Annotated in this window: 16 protein-coding genes and 2 tRNA genes; all 18 read left to right on the top strand. The window is 61.1% G+C overall.

The window, feature by feature from the left end; translation table 11 throughout:
• Positions 1–100: 100 nt before the first annotated feature.
• The 18 genes from gltX (at position 101) to THISIDRAFT_RS15040 (ending at position 18,412) form a co-directional block, all read left to right on the top strand.
• A complete protein-coding gene (gene gltX, locus THISIDRAFT_RS09135) occupies positions 101–1,510 on the top strand; it encodes a glutamate--tRNA ligase (protein ID WP_006786727.1) in 1,410 nt (469 codons plus the stop codon).
• 46 nt (positions 1,511–1,556) lie between these two features.
• A tRNA-Ala gene (locus tag THISIDRAFT_RS09130) sits at positions 1,557–1,632 on the top strand.
• A 23-nt stretch (positions 1,633–1,655) separates the two neighbouring features.
• Positions 1,656–1,731, top strand: a tRNA-Glu gene (locus tag THISIDRAFT_RS09125).
• Between the two features lie 566 nt (positions 1,732–2,297).
• The gene (ndhC, locus tag THISIDRAFT_RS09120) at positions 2,298–2,654 is read left to right on the top strand and encodes an NADH-quinone oxidoreductase subunit A (protein WP_006786725.1); all 357 of its coding nucleotides are present in this window, start codon (positions 2,298–2,300) and stop codon (positions 2,652–2,654) included.
• Positions 2,645–3,121: a NuoB/complex I 20 kDa subunit family protein gene (locus tag THISIDRAFT_RS09115; RefSeq protein WP_006786724.1), complete on the top strand. Its 477-nt coding sequence runs from the start codon at positions 2,645–2,647 to the stop codon at positions 3,119–3,121. Before ndhC ends, THISIDRAFT_RS09115 begins: the two co-directional genes overlap by 10 nt.
• 14 nt (positions 3,122–3,135) lie before the next feature.
• Complete coding sequence (locus THISIDRAFT_RS09110; protein ID WP_006786723.1) at positions 3,136–3,870, top strand: NADH-quinone oxidoreductase subunit C; 735 nt, start codon at positions 3,136–3,138, stop codon at positions 3,868–3,870.
• 149 nt (positions 3,871–4,019) lie between these two features.
• On the top strand, positions 4,020–5,273 hold the full coding sequence (locus THISIDRAFT_RS09105; protein WP_006786722.1) for an NADH-quinone oxidoreductase subunit D: 1,254 nt from the start codon (positions 4,020–4,022) through the stop codon (positions 5,271–5,273).
• Positions 5,270–5,770, top strand: a complete 501-nt coding sequence (locus THISIDRAFT_RS09100) for an NADH-quinone oxidoreductase subunit NuoE family protein (RefSeq protein WP_006786721.1) — start codon at positions 5,270–5,272, stop codon at positions 5,768–5,770. The genes THISIDRAFT_RS09105 and THISIDRAFT_RS09100 overlap by 4 nt, the downstream gene beginning before the upstream one ends.
• A 3-nt stretch (positions 5,771–5,773) precedes the next feature.
• On the top strand, positions 5,774–7,024 hold the full coding sequence (nuoF, locus tag THISIDRAFT_RS09095; protein WP_006786720.1) for an NADH-quinone oxidoreductase subunit NuoF: 1,251 nt from the start codon (positions 5,774–5,776) through the stop codon (positions 7,022–7,024).
• Between the two features lie 218 nt (positions 7,025–7,242).
• Positions 7,243–9,699, top strand: a complete 2,457-nt coding sequence (nuoG, locus tag THISIDRAFT_RS09090; RefSeq protein WP_006786719.1) for an NADH-quinone oxidoreductase subunit NuoG — start codon at positions 7,243–7,245, stop codon at positions 9,697–9,699.
• 111 nt (positions 9,700–9,810) lie between these two features.
• A complete protein-coding gene (gene nuoH, locus THISIDRAFT_RS09085; RefSeq protein WP_006786718.1) occupies positions 9,811–10,851 on the top strand; it encodes an NADH-quinone oxidoreductase subunit NuoH in 1,041 nt (346 codons plus the stop codon).
• A 103-nt stretch (positions 10,852–10,954) separates the two neighbouring features.
• Complete coding sequence (gene nuoI, locus THISIDRAFT_RS09080) at positions 10,955–11,440, top strand: NADH-quinone oxidoreductase subunit NuoI (protein WP_006786717.1); 486 nt, start codon at positions 10,955–10,957, stop codon at positions 11,438–11,440.
• A 94-nt stretch (positions 11,441–11,534) separates the two neighbouring features.
• Positions 11,535–12,131 carry an NADH-quinone oxidoreductase subunit J gene (locus THISIDRAFT_RS09075; RefSeq protein ID WP_006786716.1) on the top strand — a complete coding sequence of 199 codons (597 nt, stop codon included), beginning with the start codon at positions 11,535–11,537 and terminating at the stop codon, positions 12,129–12,131.
• Between the two features lie 226 nt (positions 12,132–12,357).
• The gene (gene nuoK / locus THISIDRAFT_RS09070; protein ID WP_006786715.1) at positions 12,358–12,663 is read left to right on the top strand and encodes an NADH-quinone oxidoreductase subunit NuoK; all 306 of its coding nucleotides are present in this window, start codon (positions 12,358–12,360) and stop codon (positions 12,661–12,663) included.
• A gap of 3 nt (positions 12,664–12,666) precedes the next feature.
• The gene (gene nuoL / locus THISIDRAFT_RS09065) at positions 12,667–14,721 is read left to right on the top strand and encodes an NADH-quinone oxidoreductase subunit L (protein WP_006786714.1); all 2,055 of its coding nucleotides are present in this window, start codon (positions 12,667–12,669) and stop codon (positions 14,719–14,721) included.
• Positions 14,722–14,851: 130 nt separating this feature from the next.
• Entirely contained in the window at positions 14,852–16,408 is a 1,557-nt protein-coding gene (locus THISIDRAFT_RS09060; RefSeq protein ID WP_006786713.1) for a complex I subunit 4 family protein, read from the top strand.
• A gap of 181 nt (positions 16,409–16,589) precedes the next feature.
• Positions 16,590–18,044, top strand: a complete 1,455-nt coding sequence (gene nuoN / locus THISIDRAFT_RS09055) for an NADH-quinone oxidoreductase subunit NuoN (RefSeq protein ID WP_006786712.1) — start codon at positions 16,590–16,592, stop codon at positions 18,042–18,044.
• 239 nt (positions 18,045–18,283) lie between these two features.
• On the top strand, positions 18,284–18,412 hold the full coding sequence (locus THISIDRAFT_RS15040) for a hypothetical protein (protein WP_256439198.1): 129 nt from the start codon (positions 18,284–18,286) through the stop codon (positions 18,410–18,412).
• Positions 18,413–18,490 lie beyond the last annotated feature (78 nt).

The raw sequence follows: 18,490 nt of genomic DNA, 5'->3' as shown, positions 1-18,490 counted from the left end.
AGGGGACAGCCGGGCTGCGATTTTAACATAGTCAACCTTGGCCTTTGCGTGCACAGGCGCGCTCGGTTCACCGTTCATTTTCAAAAGGTATATCCTGGCAATGAAAGTTCGCACACGTTTTGCCCCAAGTCCTACGGGTTACTTGCATATTGGCGGCGCTCGCACGGCCTTGTTTTCCTGGCTATATGCACGTAAACATGGCGGTGATTTTGTGCTGCGTATTGAAGACACCGACCTTGAGCGCTCCAATATTGAATCGGTCAATGCCATTTTGGAGGGCATGAACTGGCTGGGGCTGGATTATGACGCCGGGCCGTTTTATCAAACCCAGCGCTTTGATCGCTACCGTGAGGTGATTCAGCAGCTGCTTGATGAGGATAAAGCCTATTATTGCTATTGCAGCAAGGAGGCGCTGGAGACCATGCGCGAGGAGCAACTCGCTCGCAAGGAAAACCCGCGCTACGATGGGCGGTGTCGTGCTCATGCTGAGGCTAAAACCGACGCGCAGCCGGTGGTGCGCTTTAAAAACCCGCAAGACGGCGCCGTCCTGGTGGATGATATGGTGCGCGGTCGGGTGGTATTTCAAAACACCCAGCTCGATGACCTGATCATCGCCCGCTCTGATGGCTCGCCAACCTATAACCTCAGCGTTGTGGTGGATGACTGGGATATGGGCATCACCCATGTCATTCGCGGGGATGATCACCTCAACAATACCCCGCGTCAGATCAATATCCTCAAAGCCTTGGGCGTGGAACCGCCACGTTATGCCCATCTGCCGATGATTCTGGGGCCGGATGGAACCAAGCTTTCCAAGCGCCACGGCGCGGTGAGTGTGATGCAGTTTCGCGACGAAGGCTATCTGCCCCAGGCGCTGCTCAATTATTTGGTACGTCTGGGCTGGTCGCATGGCGATCAGGAGATTTTCAGCCTGGATGAACTGATTGAGCTGTTTGATATCAAGGATGTCAATCACTCGGCCTCGGCCATCAACCCGGAAAAATTGCTGTGGCTGAATCAGCATTATATCAAGACCTTGGAAGCCGATCATGTTGCCCGCCAGCTCTCCTGGCACATGGGGCAGATCGGCGTTGATCCTTCAGCCGCACCGCCGCTGCGGGATGTCGTGCTGGCCCAGCGAGAGCGCGCTAAAACCCTGGCAGAGATGGCGCAAAACAGCCGCTATTTTTATGAAGAATTTGCCGAGTATGACGAAAAAGCCGCCCAGAAAAATTTGCAGGCAGATGCCGTGCCGGTGTTGACCGCCTTGCAGGAGGACTTTGCTGCACTGGATGAAAGCAACTGGCACGCCGAGCCTTTGCATGAGATCATTATGGCGGTTGCCGAGCGCTTTGAGTTGAAACTCGGCAAGGTGGCCCAGCCTCTGCGCGTTGCCATGACGGGGAGCACCGTATCGCCGCCCATGGATCAGACCCTGGCCCTGCTGGGCAAAAACCGCGTATTGGCCCGGATACAACGTGCTTTGGAAAAAATTGCAAAAAGTGCTTGACGACTTATTCAAGCCATCCGTATAATATGCGGATTAATTTGGTCTTGGGGCCATAGCTCAGCTGGGAGAGCGCTTGCATGGCATGCAAGAGGTCGGCGGTTCGATCCCGCCTGGCTCCACCAAGATTAGTAATGTTTCAATCTGCGTCCCCATCGTCTAGAGGCCTAGGACACTGCCCTTTCACGGCGGCAACCGGGGTTCGAATCCCCGTGGGGACGCCATCTTTTGGCATCATTTTCCCTCCTTGCTGACAAATTTCATACGCGCTGACAGCGCCGCTTTACTCGCTTCCTTAATTTTCTGATTTCTCGCCTGCGGTTTGGCTTTCCTGCATTGCATCCGAATCCTCTTTAATTTCAATTCATTTTATTGATTTGTTCGCGGCCCTTGTGCGAAGGGATGTCCGTGCGCGCCGCTTATGCAATGGCAATAGCCTTGCTTTTAAGGGGTGTTACGGGTTAAAAAGACACCCGCTGGACTGGCTGCGCCCTTGGTGCAGTTCTCAGAAGACCGGTCTTTGGATAAATTTCCAGCAATTTGTGCCATTTGGGTAAACTTAATGCTTTGTTTTAAAGAAATTTATGCTTAAAAAGGGCATGTTTTGTGCAGTGCAAAAGGATTTTTTAGGTTGCCCAAGGGGTTATTTGACCCTTATAATTATAAGCATATAATAAAATACACAGCTGTGATCGCCCGCTAAGGCGTTGATCATTCAGCAATAAAATAATAATTATTGAAAAATTAAACACTGTCGTAGCCTCGTTTGCGGCAGGAGGAGCGTTCCCTGATGCTTGAACAATATCTCCCGATCCTGATCTTCCTGGGCGTGGCGCTGGTGGTGGGTGTGTTGCCGTTGGTGCTGGGCGGAGTGCTGGGGCCGCAGCGGCCGGATGCGGCGAAGTCGGCGCCGTATGAGTGCGGGTTTGAAGCCTTTGAAGATGCGCGGATGCGTTTTGATGTGCGGTTTTACCTGGTGGCGATTGTGTTCATCGTGTTTGATCTGGAGATTGCTTTTCTTTTCCCCTGGGCGGTGGCGCTGGGGGATTTGGGGTGGTTTGGTCTGGCGTCGATGGGGGTGTTTTTGGCGGTGTTGGTGGTGGGTTTTATCTATGAATGGCGGCGGGGTGCGCTGGAATGGGCATAGAGGGGGTGTTGCGCGAGGGGGTGGTGACGACGACGGCGGATCGTTTGATCAATTGGGCGCGCACGGGGTCGTTGTGGCCGATGACTTTTGGTCTGGCGTGTTGTGCGGTGGAGATGATGCACGCGGGGGCGGCGCGTTATGACCTGGATCGTTTCGGGGTGGTGTTTCGGCCGAGTCCGCGTCAGTCGGATGTGATGATTGTGGCGGGGACCTTGGTGAACAAGATGGCGCCGGCGTTGCGGCGGGTGTATGACCAGATGGCGGAGCCGCGCTGGGTGATTTCGATGGGTTCGTGTGCCAATGGGGGGGGCTATTACCATTATTCCTATGCGGTGGTGCGCGGCTGTGATCGGGTGGTGCCGGTGGATATTTATGTCCCTGGGTGTCCGCCGACGGCGGAGGCGTTGTTGTTTGGGGTGTTGCAGTTGCAGCGCAAGATTGTGAGCACGGAGACGATTGCGCGGTGAGCGGGGGTGGGGTGATGCAGGCGGAGTTTGCGACGGCGGTGCAGGCGGTGGTGGGTGCGCGGGGGTCAGTGGTGGCGGGGGTGGATGGTTTGTCGCTGTCGCTGGAGGCCTCGGTGTGGCCGGAGGTGGCGGTGGCGTTGCGGGATGCGCCGGGGTGTGCCTTGGGGCAGTTGGTGGATTTGTGTGGGGTGGATTTTGCGACGTTTGGGGCGGGGGAGTGGCCGGTGGATGTCGCGGATGTGGGGTTTGGGCGGGGGGTGGTTGAAAAAGACTTAATACAAGACCCCCTCCCCCCCTTGCGGGGGGACTCCCCCTTGGCAGGGGGAGCGTCTTTGTCACCTTCACAGGGGGAGCGTTTTGGTCCCGTGTCAGGGGGCGCGTCTGGGGATTTGGAAGGGCGTTTTGCGGTGGTGTATCACTTGTTGTCGCTGGCGTTGAATGTGCGGTTGCGGGTGCGGGTGGGGTGTGCGTTGGTGGATGGTTTGCCGACGGTGGGGTCGGTGGTGGGGGTGTGGCCGTGTGCGAATTGGTATGAGCGGGAGGCTTTTGATTTGTTCGGGATTGTGTTTACCGGGCATCCGGATTTGCGGCGGATTTTGACGGATTATGGTTTTGTAGGGCATCCCTTGCGTAAGGATTTTCCGCTCAGTGGGCATGTGGAGGTGCGTTATGACCCACAGGCGCGGCGGGTGGTGTATGTGCCGGTGACGGTGGCGCCTCGGGTGTTGGTGCCGAGGGTGGTGCGGTGAGGTTTTTTGATGCTCTCAAAGACTTAACACAAAACCCCTGGGTGGTTTTGACCCCCTCCCCGCCTGCGGCGGGACTCCCCCTTGACAGGGGGAGAGTCTTTAACCCCCTTGGCAGGGGGCGCGTTTTTGTCACAGCGTAGAGATTAACCATGCCTGAGATCCGTAGTTATACGATGAATTTTGGTCCGCAGCATCCGTCGGCGCATGGGGTGTTGCGGTTGGTGTTGGAGATGGAGGGCGAGGTGGTGGTGCGGGCGGATCCGCATATTGGGCTGTTGCACCGGGGCACGGAGAAGCTGGCGGAGAGTAAGCCCTATAACCAGAGTATCGGGTATATGGATCGCCTGGATTATGTCTCCATGCTGAGTAATGAACATGGCTATGTGCGGGCGCTGGAGGCCTTGGCGGGGCTGGCGGTGCCGGAGCGGGCGCAGTATATCCGGGTGTTGTTTGATGAGATCACGCGGATTTTAAATCATCTGCTGTGGATCGGCGCGCATGCCTTGGATATTGGCGCGATGAGCATGTTTTTGTATGCCTTCCGCGAGCGGGAGGATTTGATGGATTGTTATGAGGCGGTGAGCGGGGCGCGGCTGCATGCGAGCTATTATCGCCCCGGCGGGGTGTATCGGGATTTGCCCGATCAGATGCCGCAATACCAGCCCTCGCGCTGGACTTCCGAGAAGCAAGCCAAGCAGCGCAACGCGGCGCGGGAGGGCAGTCTTCTGGATTTCATCGAGGACTTCACCCAGCGTTTCCCCGGCTGTGTGGATGAATACGAGACCCTGCTGACCGATAACCGCATCTGGAAGCAGCGCACCGTGGGCATTGGCGTGGTGTCGCCAGAGCGGGCGGTGGCCCTGGGGTTTAGCGGGCCGATGCTGCGCGGTTCGGGGGTGGCGTGGGATCTGCGCCGTACCCAGCCTTATGCAGCCTATGCGGCGCTGGATTTTGAGATTCCGGTGGGTCAGCAGGGCGATTGTTATGACCGTTATCTGGTGCGGGTGGCGGAGATGCGCGAGTCCAACCGCATCATGCGCCAGTGCGTTGACTGGCTGCGCGCTCATCCGGGGCCGGTGCTGGCACAAGCGCCCGGGCTGACGCCGCCGGATCGGGAGACGATGAAGACCGACATGGAAGCGATGATCAACCATTTCAAGCTGTTTTCTGAGGGGTATTGCCTGCCCGAGGGTGAGGTGTATACCGCCGTGGAGCATCCCAAGGGGGAGTTTGGGGTGTATCTGCTCTCGGATGGGGCGAACAAGCCTTATCGCCTGAAGATCCGCGCTCCGGGCTTTCCGCATCTGGCGGCGCTCGATGAGATGGCGCGGGGGCACCTGCTGGCCGACGTGGTGGCGATTATCGGCACCCAAGACATTGTATTTGGAGAGATTGACCGTTGAAGGCACACGACGACACCGCGCCGGGCCTGTCGCCTGGCCTGCGCGCCGAGATTGATGCATGGCTGAGCCGCTATCCCGAGGATCGCCGCCAGTCGGCCTTGCTGGCGGCCCTGCGCGCCGCCCAGCATGAACATGGCCATCTGGAGGTGGCGCAGATGGATGCGATTGCGGCCTATCTGGGCATTCCGGCGGTGGCGGTGTATGAGGTGGCGAGTTTTTATTCCATGTACACCCTAAAACCGGTGGGCAAGCACACCCTCGCGGTGTGTACCAATATCTCGTGCATGTTGCGCGGGGCTTCGGAGATTGTGGCCCATCTGGAACAGCGCCTGGGCATCAAATTGGGCGAGAGCACCCCGGACGGGCGCTTTTATCTCAAGCGTGAGGAAGAGTGTCTGGCGGGCTGTTGCGGCGCGCCGATGATGCAGGTGGATCACGTTTATCACGAACACCTCACCCCGCAACGGGTGGACCAAATCCTCGATAGCCTGGAGTGAGGCATGGCCAATCAAGTCTGCTTCACCACACGCCACTTTGAACAGCCGTGGTTGTATGAAAACTATCTGGCGGTGGGCGGTTATCAGGCCCTGGAGCGCATCATTCACGCCGGGCTTAAGCCCGATGACATCATTGAGGAGGTCAAGCGCGCCAATCTGCGCGGGCGCGGCGGAGCGGGCTTTCCCACCGGGCTGAAATGGAGCTTCATGCCGCGCAAGGCACCGGGGCAAAAATACCTGGTGTGCAACTCCGATGAATCCGAGCCGGGCACCTGCAAAGACCGCGATATATTGCGCTTCAATCCCCATGCGCTGGTCGAGGGGATGATCATTGCCGGCTATGCGATGGGCGCCACCGTGGGCTACAACTACATGCGCGGGGAGTTTCTCGACGAGCCCTATGCGCGCTTTAGTCAGGCGGTGCGCGAGGCCTATGCACACGGCTGGCTGGGCAAAAACATCCACGGCTCAGGGATTGACTTTGAGCTGTATCCCACCCTGGGCGCCGGGGCCTATATCTGCGGCGAAGAAACCGCGCTGCTCGAATCACTGGAAGGCAAGAAGGGCCAGCCGCGTTATAAACCGCCCTTTCCCGCCAACTATGGCCTGTATGGGCGGCCCACCACCATCAATAACACCGAGTCGCTCGCCTCCATCCCGGCGATTATCCGCCAGGGCGGGGCGTGGTTTGCGGCGCTCGGTGATGACAAAAGCGGCGGCGAGAAGATTTTCTCCGTCTCCGGGCATGTCGAGCGTCCCGGCAATTATGAAGTGCCCATCGGCACCCCCTTTCGCGCGCTGCTGGACTTGGCCGGCGGCGTGTGGAAAGGGCGCAAACTCAAGGCGGTGATCCCCGGCGGCTCCTCGGTGCCGGTGGTGCCGGGTGAAGTGATGCTCAACGCCACCATGAGCTATGACGGCCTGATTGCCGCTGGCTCGATGCTTGGCTCGGGCGCGGTGATTGTCATGGACGAGACCACCGACATGGTGCGCGTCCTGCACCGCATCAGCCGCTTTTATTTCTCCGAATCCTGCGGCCAGTGTACCCCCTGCCGCGAAGGCACCGGCTGGCTGTATCGGATGTTAGGGCGCCTGCTCGACGGCCAGGGGCGGCCTGAGGATCTGGAGCACCTGGACCGCATCGCCGCCAACATCGAAGGGCATACCATCTGCGCCCTGGGCGATGCCGCTGCCATGCCGGTGCGCAGCTTCCTCAAACACTACCGCCATGAGTTTGAGAGGTATTTGCCGTGACTGGGCTGGGAACGCGCAGCACCGGCTGCGCATTAAACATCGCTGCGCCGCCGCAGCGGCGCAGACACCTAAAAAAACCCACAAGGCCTGCGGCCTTGTTGCGGAGCTTAAGCTCCGCGCTCCCAGCCGCAGCGGCGCAGACACCTAAAAAAACCCACAAGGCCTGCGGCCTTGTTGCGGAGCTGGTGCTCCGCGCTCCCAGATGAGACCGAACACGCATGACTGAGGATGTGATTGAGTTAAGCATAAACGACCGGGTGTGTCGGGCACGCAAGGGCGAGTTGCTGATTGAGGTGGCGGATCGTGAGGGGATTGCGATTCCGCGTTTCTGCTACCACAAAAAGCTCGCCATTGCGGCGAATTGCCGGATGTGTCTGGTGGAGGTGGAGAAGTCGCAAAAGCCGCTGCCCGCCTGTGCCACGCCGGTGATGGCGGGGATGAAGGTGTATACCGCCTCGCCCAAGGCCCGCGCCGCGCAAAAGGCGACCATGGAGTTTTTGCTGATCAACCACCCGCTGGATTGCCCGGTGTGTGACCAGGGCGGGGAGTGCGAGTTACAAGACGTCGCGCAAGGCTATGGCGCGGGGCTGTCACACTATCGCGAGGCCAAGCGGGCGGTGTGTAATGAAGACCTCGGGCCGCTGATTGCCACCGAGATGACCCGCTGCATTCACTGCACCCGCTGTGTGCGCTTTGGCAGCGAGATTGCCGGGCTGCGCGAGCTGGGGGCCACCGGGCGCAGCGAGTTTATGCGCATCGGCACCTTTGTCGCCCACACCCTCGCCCATGAGCTGTCGGCCAATGTCATTGACCTGTGTCCGGTCGGTGCGCTCACCGCCAAACCCTCCAAAGACCGCTACCGGCCGTGGGAGCTGCGCGCCCAGCCGGGGCTGGGGCTGCATGACAGCCTCGGCTCGCACCTGTACTGGCACACCCTGGGCGCCGAGGTGATGCGCGTGGTGCCGCGTGCCTGTGAAGCCATCAACGAGATCTGGCTCAGTGACCGCGACCGCTTCGCCTACACCGGCCTGCACAGCGCCGAACGCCTGCACCATCCGATGATCCGCCGCCAGGGCGAATGGCAGCGCTGCGATTGGGACACCGCGCTGGAGGCCACGCTGGAGATTCTGCGCGCTGAACCGGCGCAGAGCCAAGCCTGGCTCTCGCCGCAACAACCGCTGGAAAGCCTGTATCTGGCGCAAAAGCTGCTGCGCGGTATGGGCATCGAGCGCCTGGAACATCGCCTGTCACAGACCGACCTGCGCCACCCCGAACACGAAGCGCCCTACCCCAGTCTGGGCATGGCGCTCGATGACATCGCCGGGCTGGAACAGCTGCTGTGGCTGGGGCCGGGGCCGCGTCAGGATCAACCGCTCCTGCATCACCGCCTGCGACAGGCGGCACTGCATCACGACACGCAGATCTGGCTGCTGGAAACCTACAACACCCAGCCGCTGCACCCGCTGGCCGCGCATCACATCGTCCACCCCAGCGGCCTGGTCGAACGCCTCGCCGGACTGACCCGGGCGCTGCTCGATGCCCAGGGCGTGGCCTACCCCGCCGCCCTGGCCGAGGTCTTAGGGCGCGCCGTGCTGCATAAAGACGATGAAGCGGTGTTGGCGGTGTTGTGCCTGGGAGCGCCGGAGCGCCGAGTTGCACTCGGCTCGTCGGGCGACCCGTCTATGGATTCAAAACCAGCCGAGTACAACTCGGCGCTCCTGATCCTCCTCAGCAGTCAGCTTACCTTGCACCCGGATTACAGTCTGCTGCGGGCGTTGGCCAGTGTGCTGGCGGAGCATAGCCACAGCGCCTGGGGCGAGGTACCCAGCCACGCCAACAGTGCCGGGGCCTATCTGGCCGGGGCGGTGCGTCACCGTCAAGCGGGCGGTGCGGCGCGCCCGTGTGCCTCCGAAACCGCCGGCTGGGAGGCACCGGCCAAGCGTTACTTCATTCTCGATGTAGAACCCGAGCGCGACACCGCCTATCCGGCCCTGGCCCGTCAGCGGTTGCGCGAGGCGCGCAGTGTGGTCGCCTTGAGCGCCTACCCCAGTCAGGCGCTGTGGGATCACGCCGATGTGCTCCTGCCCATTGCCGTCGGGCCGGAAAGCAGCGGCACCTGGGTGAATGCCGAAGGGCGCTGGCAAAGCATGGCCGGGGCGATACCGCCGCCGGGTGAGGCGCGCCCGGCGTGGAAGGTATTGCGGGTGCTGGGCACCCTGGCGGGGCTGGCCAATTTTGACTATCACAGCCCGCAACAACTGCGCGAGGAACTGGCGGCACTGTGTCCGCCGCCCGGCCCCCGGCCTAACCCCTATCTGCTGTTAAACGCCACCGACACGCCCTATGCCTGCCCGGCCGACACCCGCCGGGGCCTGTGGCGGCAAAGCTATCGTGCGCCCTTGGGCAGCGATGGCATGGTGCGCCGCGCCGCGCCCCTGCAAGCCCTGCCCTATGGCGAGGCGGGCGTGAGCGTGGCGCGCCTGCACCCCGACGAGGCCAAACATCATGGCATCCCCGCCAGCCAGACGCGCATCGAAGTGCGCCAGGATGGCATGGTGGTGGATCTGACATTACAGCGCGACCCCGGCGTCCCGCTCGGCTCCATCGTCCTGCCCCTGGGCGTCAAAGCCACTGCCGCCCTCGGCCCCGCCTACGGCTTGGTAGACGTGCGCTAACCGGGAGCGCGGAGTCGGAGCGCCGAGTTGTACTCGGCAGATTGAGCAACCGATCTACGGATTAAAAACCCGCTGAGTACAACTCGGCGATCCCTCGGTAGAGAGAAATATATGCCTGAATTGCCGTTATTGCTGGAGATTTTGCTCAAGATTGGGATGGTGGTGAGTCCCTTGCTGCTGGCGGTGGCGTATGCCACCTATGCCGAGCGCAAGGTGATCGGCTATATCCAGGTGCGCATCGGCCCCAATCGCGTGGGGCCACGCGGCTGGCTACAGCCCATTGCCGATGCGGTCAAGCTGCTGACCAAGGAAATCATCCTGCCGCGTCAGGCCAACCGCTACCTGTTTTTGCTCGCGCCGGTGCTGGCGCTGGTGCCGGCGCTGGCGGTGTGGGCGGTGATCCCGTTTAGCGACGGCTGGGTGATTGCCGACATCAACGCCGCGCTGCTGTATGTGCTGGCGCTCAGCTCGCTGGGGGTGTACGGCATCATCCTCGCCGGCTGGGCCTCCAATTCCAAATACGCCCTGCTCGGCGCGATGCGCTCGGCGGCGCAGATGGTGTCCTATGAAATCGCCATGGGCTTTGCCCTGGTCGGCGTACTCATGGCCGCCGGGAGCCTGCACCTGGGGCAGATCGTCAGCGCCCAGCAAGGCGGTATTTGGCACTGGTACTGGCTGCCCTTGCTGCCCTTGTTTGTGGTGTATTTCATCGCCGGGGTGGCCGAGACCAACCGCGCCCCCTTCGACGTGCCCGAGGGCGAGTCAGAGATCGTCGCCGGCTTTCACGTCGAATACTCCGGCATGGCCTTTGCGCTGTTCTTCCTGGCCGAATACGCCAACATGATCCTGATTGCCGCCCTCACTGCGCTTTTGTTTCTCGGCGGGTGGCTGTCGCCCTTTGAGGGCCTGTTGCCCGAGGCGGCTTTTGCCCTGCCGGTCATCGGCTGGCTCCTGGGGCCGGGGATTCACTGGCTGCTGCTGAAAACCGCGTTTTTCCTGTTCGTGTTTTTCTGGCTCCGCGCCACCTTCCCGCGCTACCGCTACGACCAGCTCATGCGCCTGGGGTGGAAGGTGTTAATCCCGGTGACGTTAGTGTGGATCGTCGTCATCGGCCTGGCCATCGGCTTCAACCTCGGGCCGTGGTTTAGTTAAGCCTGGGAGCGCGGAGCTTAAGCTCCGCAACAAGGCCGCAGGCCTTGTGGTTTTTTTATGCGGAGCTGGTGCTCCGCGCTCCCAGTTTGCACGAGAGAAAACCATGCACATACGTCATTTTTTCAAAAGTTTTCTGCTGTGGGAGTTGTTCCAGGGCTTGCGGCTGACCGGGCGGTATCTGTTTGCGCGCAAGATCACGGTGCAATATCCCGAGGAAAGCACGCCGCTGTCGCCGCGTTTTCGCGGGCGTCATGCGCTGCGCCGTTATCCCAATGGCGAGGAGCGCTGTATTGCCTGCAAACTGTGTGAGGCGGTGTGTCCGGCGCTGGCGATTACCATCGAATCGACCACCCGCGACGACGGCACCCGGCGCACCACGCGCTATGACATCGACCTGTTTAAGTGCATCTACTGCGGCTTTTGTGAAGAAGCCTGCCCGGTGGACTCGATTGTCGAGACGCAGGTGTTTGCCTATGACTTCAAACAACGCCAAGACGCCATCCAGACCAAGGCGATGCTGCTGGCCTACGGCGATGAACACGAAACCGCCATCCAGCACGCCCGCACCCTCGATGCGCCGTATCGTTAGCGGGGAGCGCCGAGTTGTACTCGGCAGGTTTTTAATCCATAAACCGGTTGCACGACCAGCCGAGTGCAACTCGTCGATCCCACAGGATATTTAAATGACCCTTGAATTAGCAGTGTTTTATGGCTTTGCGGCGGTGTTGGTGCTGGCGAGTCTGTTGATGATCACGGTGAGAAACCCGGTACACGCGGCGCTTTCGCTGGTGGCGGCGTTTTTTGCGGCGGCGGTGTTGTGGGTGCTGCTGGAGGCGGAGTTTTTAGGCATTGTGCTGGTGCTGGTGTATGTGGGCGCGGTGATGGTGCTGTTTTTGTTTGTGGTGATGACCCTGGATCTCAATGTAAGCCAGTTGCGCGAGGGCTTTGTGCGTTATCTGCCGATCGGCGGGCTGGTGGCGCTGGTGATGGGCGCGGGGATGATCTGGGTGCTCACCCGCGAGACGGTGTTTGAGCGCACCACCCCCTTGCGCGCCGGGGCGGACTATAACAACACGCTGGCCATCGGGCAGGTGCTGTATACCGAATATGTCTACCCCTTTGAGATCGCAGCGGTGATCTTGCTGGTGGCGGTGATTGCGGCGATTACGCTGACGCTGGACCCGCGCCGCCGCCGCACCAGCAAAAGCATCGACCCCGCCGAGGCGGTTAAGGTGCGTGCCAAAGATCGCATCAAGATGGTGGATTTGCGCCAGAAGTAGGCGGGAGCGCCGGGATAAACGAGGGTTTTATCACGACGCGGGTGTCCGGGCTAAACGGGTTTTTTCACGACACATTGTGTAGGCATAAATCCATCATGGGGTTTTTTCTGGATCGGGGCGCGCAGCCCCCTGGGAGCGCGGAGCTTAAGCTCCGCATTAAACATCTTTGCGCAGCTGGTGCTGCGCGCTCCCAGGCTTGGTGTTTTTAAATATAAACGAGGAGCTGATGATCACCTTATCGCATTATCTGGTGCTTGGGGCAGTGGTGTTTTGCCTTGGGGTGGCCGGTTTATTCATCAATCGCAAGAACCTGATCATCGTGTTGATGTGTCTGGAGCTGATGCTGTTGGCGGTGAATATCAATTTCATCGCCTTTGCCTATTTTTTACAGGATCTGGCCGGGCAGGTGTTTGTGTTTTTCATTCTCACGGTGGCGGCGGCCGAGGCGGCGATTGGGCTGGCGATTCTGGTGATGCTGTTTAAGGTGCGCGGCACCATCAGCGTGGGTGAACTCAACGAGATGAAGGGCTAAGCCGTGGATGGGGTCTATCTAAGCATTGTGCTGGCGCCGCTTGTGGGCGCGCTGGTGGCCGGTTTATGGGGGCGGCAGATCGGGCGGCGCGGGGCGCAAAGCGTGACCATTTTGGGGGTCGGTATCGCCTTTGGGCTATCCGTGTGGGTGTTCTGGGCGCATGTGTTTGGCGGTGCGCCGGTGTACAACGAAACCGTCTACACCTGGCTGGTCAGCGACGGCATCCGCTTTGAGATCGGCTTTCTGGTGGACAATCTCACCGCCTTGATGATGCTGGTGGTGACCTTTGTCTCGCTGATGGTGCATATCTACACCATCGGCTATATGCGTGATGACCCCGGCTATCAACGCTTTTTCAGCTATATCTCGCTGTTTACCTTCGCCATGCTGATGCTGGTGATGGCGAACAACTTCCTGCAGCTGTTTTTTGGCTGGGAGGCGGTGGGGCTGGTGTCGTATCTGCTCATCGGCTTTTGGCATCAACGCCCCTCGGCGGTTCATGCCAACCTCAAAGCCTTCATTGTCAACCGCGTTGGCGACTTTGGTTTTATTCTCGGCATTGCCGCGCTGGTGCTCTACACCGGCACCCTGGACTATGCCGCCACCTTTGCCCAGGTGGAGGGCTTGCGCGAGGCGCAGGTGCCGCTGTGGGCCGGGTATGAGACCTCGCTGCTGACCCTGGCCTGCATCCTGTTATTCATCGGCGCGATGGGCAAATCGGCGCAGGTGCCGCTGCATGTGTGGCTGCCCGATTCGATGGAAGGCCCGACGCCGATCTCGGCGCTGATTCATGCGGCCACCATGGTCACTGCCGGGATCTTCATGGTGGCGCGGCTGTCGCCGTTGTTTGAGGCCTCGCCGACCACCTTGAGCGTGATTTTGATCATCGGCGCGCTGAGTGCCTTTTTCATGGGCCTGCTGGGGCTGGTGCAGCACGACATCAAGCGGGTGGTGGCCTTCTCCACGCTGTCACAGCTGGGCTATATGACCGTCGCCCTGGGCGCATCGGCCTACGCCGCCGGGCTGTTTCACCTGATGACCCATGCCTTTTTCAAGGCGCTGCTCTTCCTCGCCGCCGGCTCGGTGATCATCGCCATGCACCACGAGCAGGACATGCGCCGCATGGGCGGGCTGTGGCGGGTGATGCCGATTACCTACGTCACCGCCCTGATCGGCGCCCTGGCGCTGATCGGCTTTCCGGGCATGTCGGGCTTTTTCTCCAAAGACGCCATCATCGAAGCCGTCGCCCTGTCCACCCTCCCCGGCGCAGGCTTTGCCTATGTACTCATCCTCGCCGGGGTCTTCGTCACCGCCCTGTACACCTTCAGGATGATCTTTATGGTGTTTCACCAGCCACCGGGAACGCGGAGCACCAGCTCCGCAGATGATCATCATGCGCAGCTCGCGTCACATGATCACACTCATGATCATCATCATGCGCAGCCGGAGCTGCGCACCCCTGATGCGGAGCGGGTGCTCCGCGCTCCCAGTCACACCCCCCACGAATCGCCCCCCGTGGTCACGATTCCGCTGATTCTGCTGGCGATTCCCTCGGTACTGGCCGGGCTGGTGGTCGGGCCGCTGCTGTTTGGCGATTTCTTTGACGGCGTGCTCACGGTCGATCCGGCGCGTGATGTGCTGGCGCAGCTGGGCGAGAGCTACAGCGGCATCGGCGGCTTTATCCTGCACGGCCTGATGATGCCGCCGGTATGGCTGGCGTTGAGCGGCGTGGCGCTGGCGTGGCTTTTATACCTGCACCGCCCACACTGGCCGGGCGTGATCGCGGCGCGGTTGCGCTGGGTGCAGGCGGTGTTGCTGCGTCAATACGGCTTTGACGCCTTCAATGCCAAAGTCTTAGCCGGTGGCAGCGTCGCCTTGGGGCGGCTGCTATGGCGCGTGGGCGATCGCACCGTGATTGATGGCTGGCTGGTCAACGGCAGCGCCCGCAGCATCGGCGCCCTGGCACAGCGCATCCGCCGCCTGCAAAGCGGCTACCTGTATCACTACGCCTTCGCCATGATCCTCGGCCTGCTGATCTTTGGGCTGATGCTGTGGTAGCCCTGGGAGCGCGGAGCACCAGCTCCGCATTCATTATCTCTGCCGAGCTGGAGCTCGGCACCCCCGGTGCGGAGCTGGTGCTCCGCGCTCCCGGTAGGTGTTTTTTTAGTCAACCCAACAGGACTTTTTGATGTTTGCTGAGTGGCCTTTATTAACCCTGGTGATGTGGACGCCGTTGGTGGGCGCGGTGTTGGTAGCCCTGGTCGGTGATGCCTTTCCGCAAGGGGCGCGGCGTCTGGCGCTGGCCTGTGCGGTGCTGACCCTGGCCTGGTGCATCCCGCTGGTGGTGCATTTTGACCCGCACAGCGCCGCCTTGCAGTTTGTCGAGCAGGTGGTGTGGATTGCCCCGCTGGGCATTCACTACGCCCTGGGGGTCGATGGCATCTCCCTGCCGCTGATTGTGCTGACCTCCTTGATCAACGTGCTGGTGATCATCGCCGCCTGGGAGGCGGTCAAGCAGCAGGTGGCGCATTATCTGGCGGCCTTTCTGGCGCTGGCGGGGTTGATGAACGGGGTCTTTGCCGCGCAGGATGCGATCCTCTTTTATGTGCTGTTTGAGGCCATGCTGATCCCGATGTTTTTGATCATCGGCATCTGGGGCGGGCCAAACCGCATCTATGCCACCCTGAAGTTTTTTCTGTACACCTTCCTGGGCTCGGTGCTGATGCTGATTGCCCTGATTTATCTGTATACCCAGGCCGGCAGCTTTGCGCTCACCGACTTACACGCAGTGCCCTTGGGCATGACCGCGCAGATCCTCATCTTCCTGGCTTTCTTCGGGGCTTTTGCGGTGAAAATCCCCATGTGGCCAGTGCATACCTGGCTGCCCGATGCCCACGTCGAGGCCCCCACCGGCGGCTCGGTGGTGCTGGCGGCGATCATGCTCAAAATCGGCGGCTATGGCTTTTTGCGCTTCAGCCTGCCCATCACCCCGGATGCCGCCGCCGCGCTGGACTGGCTGATGATCACCTTCTCGCTGGTGGCCATTGTGTATATCGGCTTTGTCGCCCTGGCCCAGCAGGACATGAAAAAGCTCATTGCCTATTCCTCCATTGCCCACATGGGCTTTGTCACCCTGGGCACCTTCATCATCTTCATGATCTATTACGGCAGCCACAGCGCCGCCCTGCCCACCGCCCTGGACAGCAGCGCCCCCCTGCCACAAGGCGCAGTGCTGGCCTTGAGCGGGGCGATGGTGCAGATGATTTCCCACGGGCTGATCTCGGCGGCGCTGTTTTTCTGCGTCGGCGCCCTGTACAGCCGTCTGCACAGCCGCCAGATCAACGACTACGGCGGGGTGGTGCAAACCATGCCCTGGTTCGCCGCGCTGTTTGTGCTGTTTGCCATGGCCAACGCCGGTCTGCCCGGCACCTCCGGCTTTGTCGGGGAACTGTTGGTGATTCTGGCCAGCTTCAAAGCCCATCCGCTGATCGCCGTACTCGCCGCAACCACCTTAATCCTCGGCGCGGCCTACAGCCTGTGGCTGATCAAGCGGGTGGTGTTTGGCCCCATCGTCGCCCCGCGTGTGGCTGAACTGCACGACCTGAGCGCCCGCGAGGCCTGGGTGCTTGGCCTGCTCGCCGCCCTGGTGCTGCTGCTGGGACTATGGCCCGCGCCGCTGCTGCACATGATGCACACCACCCTGGAACACCTGCTGGCCCATGTCGCCGTTTCCAAGCTGTTGTAAGCCCTGGGCGCGCAAACGGAAACGGACACCCCTCCTTTTCAAGGAGGGGTGGCGCGTAGCGCCGGGGTGGTTATCTGGAGCGCCGAGTTGCACTCGGCTCATCGGAACACGGGCTAAAAACCTGCCGAGTAAAACTCGGCGATCCGCCAGTGACGTTTTATCTGTTGATTAGGATTGCTTAATGACCTTTGAACTGCCTGATTTCAGCCTGGCCGCTGCGGAGCTGTGGCTCTTAACCCTGGGCTGTGCCCTGCTCATGCTGGCGGTGTTTGTCAGCGCCCAGCGCCACACCCTGCTGTATGGCCTGAGCCAGTTCACCCTCGCCGGGGCGCTGGGGTGGGTCTGGTGGAGTGCGCCGGAGAGCCGCAGCCTGACCTTCAACCATCACTACGTCGCCGACGACCTGGCCACCCTGCTCAAAAGCGCGGTGCTGTTGCTCACCGCCGTCAGCCTGATCTACACCCGCAGCTACCTCGAACGCCGCCCCCACCTGCCCCGCGCCGAGTTCTATGTGCTCATCCTCTTCGCCGTGCTGGGGATGTTCATCATGATCTCCGCCCACAGCCTGCTGACCCTGTATCTGGGGCTGGAACTGCTGGCGCTGTGTCTGTACGCCCTGGTCGCGCTCAACCGCGAACACCCCCCGGCACTGGAAGCCGCGATGAAATTTTTCGTCCTCGGCGCGCTGGCCTCCGGCCTGCTGCTGTACGGCATGTCCATCGTCTATGGCCTCACCGGCACCCTCGAACTGCACACCCTCGCCGCCCATCTGAGCGACCCGGCCAGCCTGCCCGACCCCGGCAGCCTCACCCATCTGGCCTGGGGCTTTGCGCTCACCTTCCTGCTCGTCGGGCTCGCCTTCAAACTCGGCGCGGTGCCCTTCCATGCCTGGGTCCCCGATGTCTACGAAGGCGCCATGACCCCGGTCACGCTGTTTATCGGCAGCGTCAGCAAACTCGCCGCGCTGGCCCTGGTCCTGCGCCTGCTCATCGAAGGGCTGGGCGCGCTGGCCGTAGACTGGCAAGGGATGCTGATGATCCTGGCGGTACTGTCTTTAACCCTGGGCAACCTCGCCGCCATCGCCCAACACAACCTCAAACGCATGTTGGCCTACTCCACCATCGCCCACATCGGCTTTGTCACCCTCGCCCTGTTCGCCGCCACCCCCGCCGGGTACCACGCCGCACTGTTTTATATCCTCGTCTACGCCCTCACCGCCGCCGGCGCTTTTGGCGTACTGCTCGCCCTTAGCGGCGAACACGAAGCGCAAACCCTCGACGATCTGCAGGGCCTTAACCACCACCACCCCTGGCTCGCCTTCCTGATGCTGGTTCTCATGGCCTCGATGGCCGGCCTGCCGCCCCTGCTCGGCTTTTATGCCAAGCTCATTGTCTTGCAAGCCCTGCTCGACCAAGGCCACCTCGCCCTCGCCCTGTACGCGGTGATCTTCTCCGTCATCGGCGCGTTTTATTACCTGCGCGTCATCAAACGCATGTACTTCGACACCCCCACCCACGCCGCCACCCCACGCCCCGCCCGCGACCTCACCCTGGCCTTGAGCCTCAACGGCCTGCTCCTCATCGCCCTGGGCCTGCTCCCCGGCCTGTTACTCGCCCTCACCCATGCCGTGTTTTAACCCATAAAAAGGCTCCCCCTGCCAAGGGGGAGTCCCGCCGCAGGCGGGGAGGGGGTCTTGACCTTCCAGATGCCGCCTCAAAAAAACAAAGACGCCCCCTCTTTTTTAAGGAGGGGGGCGCGCAGGGGCGGGGGAGTTATCTGGAACGCCGAGTTGCACTCGGCCCATCATCGGGCCCGCGCTAAAAACCGGCCGAGTAAAACTCGGCGCTCCCCCGGTGCTGCGGGCGCGTGGCTTTCGTGCCGCCACGTGGCGGACGCATCCTGCGTTCGCGTTCTTTCCGCGCCCTGGGAGAATGCCTCGGCTACACACCGTCTGATGAACACATTCCTTCGCTGGGTAAGCCCGACGCCGCCGGTGTCTACTGAGCACAGTTTTTTACCCTACCCCCGAATGTTAGGCAAAAGGGCGGCGCGTGTTAGAATTTACATTTTATCCATAGCAGA

This window comes from Thiorhodospira sibirica ATCC 700588 (genome assembly GCF_000227725.2).
GTDB classification, from domain to species: Bacteria; Pseudomonadota; Gammaproteobacteria; order Ectothiorhodospirales; family Ectothiorhodospiraceae; genus Thiorhodospira; species Thiorhodospira sibirica.
Note: the sequence above shows the minus strand (reverse complement) of the source record. Positions and strands in the feature narration are given on the sequence as shown.

What these genes read in the sequence shown, in the direction of transcription:
- THISIDRAFT_RS09110 (WP_006786723.1), top strand. Translation starts at nt 3,136, where the DNA reads ATGCAGGCGGAGTTTGCGACGGCGGTGCAGGCGGTGGTGGGTGCGCGG.
- nuoG (WP_006786719.1), top strand. Translation starts at nt 7,243, where the DNA reads ATGACTGAGGATGTGATTGAGTTAAGCATAAACGACCGGGTGTGTCGG.
- nuoH (WP_006786718.1), top strand. Translation starts at nt 9,811, where the DNA reads ATGCCTGAATTGCCGTTATTGCTGGAGATTTTGCTCAAGATTGGGATG.
- nuoN (WP_006786712.1), top strand. Translation starts at nt 16,590, where the DNA reads ATGACCTTTGAACTGCCTGATTTCAGCCTGGCCGCTGCGGAGCTGTGG.
- THISIDRAFT_RS09115 (WP_006786724.1), top strand. Translation starts at nt 2,645, where the DNA reads ATGGGCATAGAGGGGGTGTTGCGCGAGGGGGTGGTGACGACGACGGCG.
- nuoI (WP_006786717.1), top strand. Translation starts at nt 10,955, where the DNA reads ATGCACATACGTCATTTTTTCAAAAGTTTTCTGCTGTGGGAGTTGTTC.
- nuoF (WP_006786720.1), top strand. Translation starts at nt 5,774, where the DNA reads ATGGCCAATCAAGTCTGCTTCACCACACGCCACTTTGAACAGCCGTGG.
- gltX (WP_006786727.1), top strand. Translation starts at nt 101, where the DNA reads ATGAAAGTTCGCACACGTTTTGCCCCAAGTCCTACGGGTTACTTGCAT.
- ndhC (WP_006786725.1), top strand. Translation starts at nt 2,298, where the DNA reads ATGCTTGAACAATATCTCCCGATCCTGATCTTCCTGGGCGTGGCGCTG.
- nuoK (WP_006786715.1), top strand. Translation starts at nt 12,358, where the DNA reads ATGATCACCTTATCGCATTATCTGGTGCTTGGGGCAGTGGTGTTTTGC.
- THISIDRAFT_RS09060 (WP_006786713.1), top strand. Translation starts at nt 14,852, where the DNA reads ATGTTTGCTGAGTGGCCTTTATTAACCCTGGTGATGTGGACGCCGTTG.
- THISIDRAFT_RS09105 (WP_006786722.1), top strand. Translation starts at nt 4,020, where the DNA reads ATGCCTGAGATCCGTAGTTATACGATGAATTTTGGTCCGCAGCATCCG.
- THISIDRAFT_RS09075 (WP_006786716.1), top strand. Translation starts at nt 11,535, where the DNA reads ATGACCCTTGAATTAGCAGTGTTTTATGGCTTTGCGGCGGTGTTGGTG.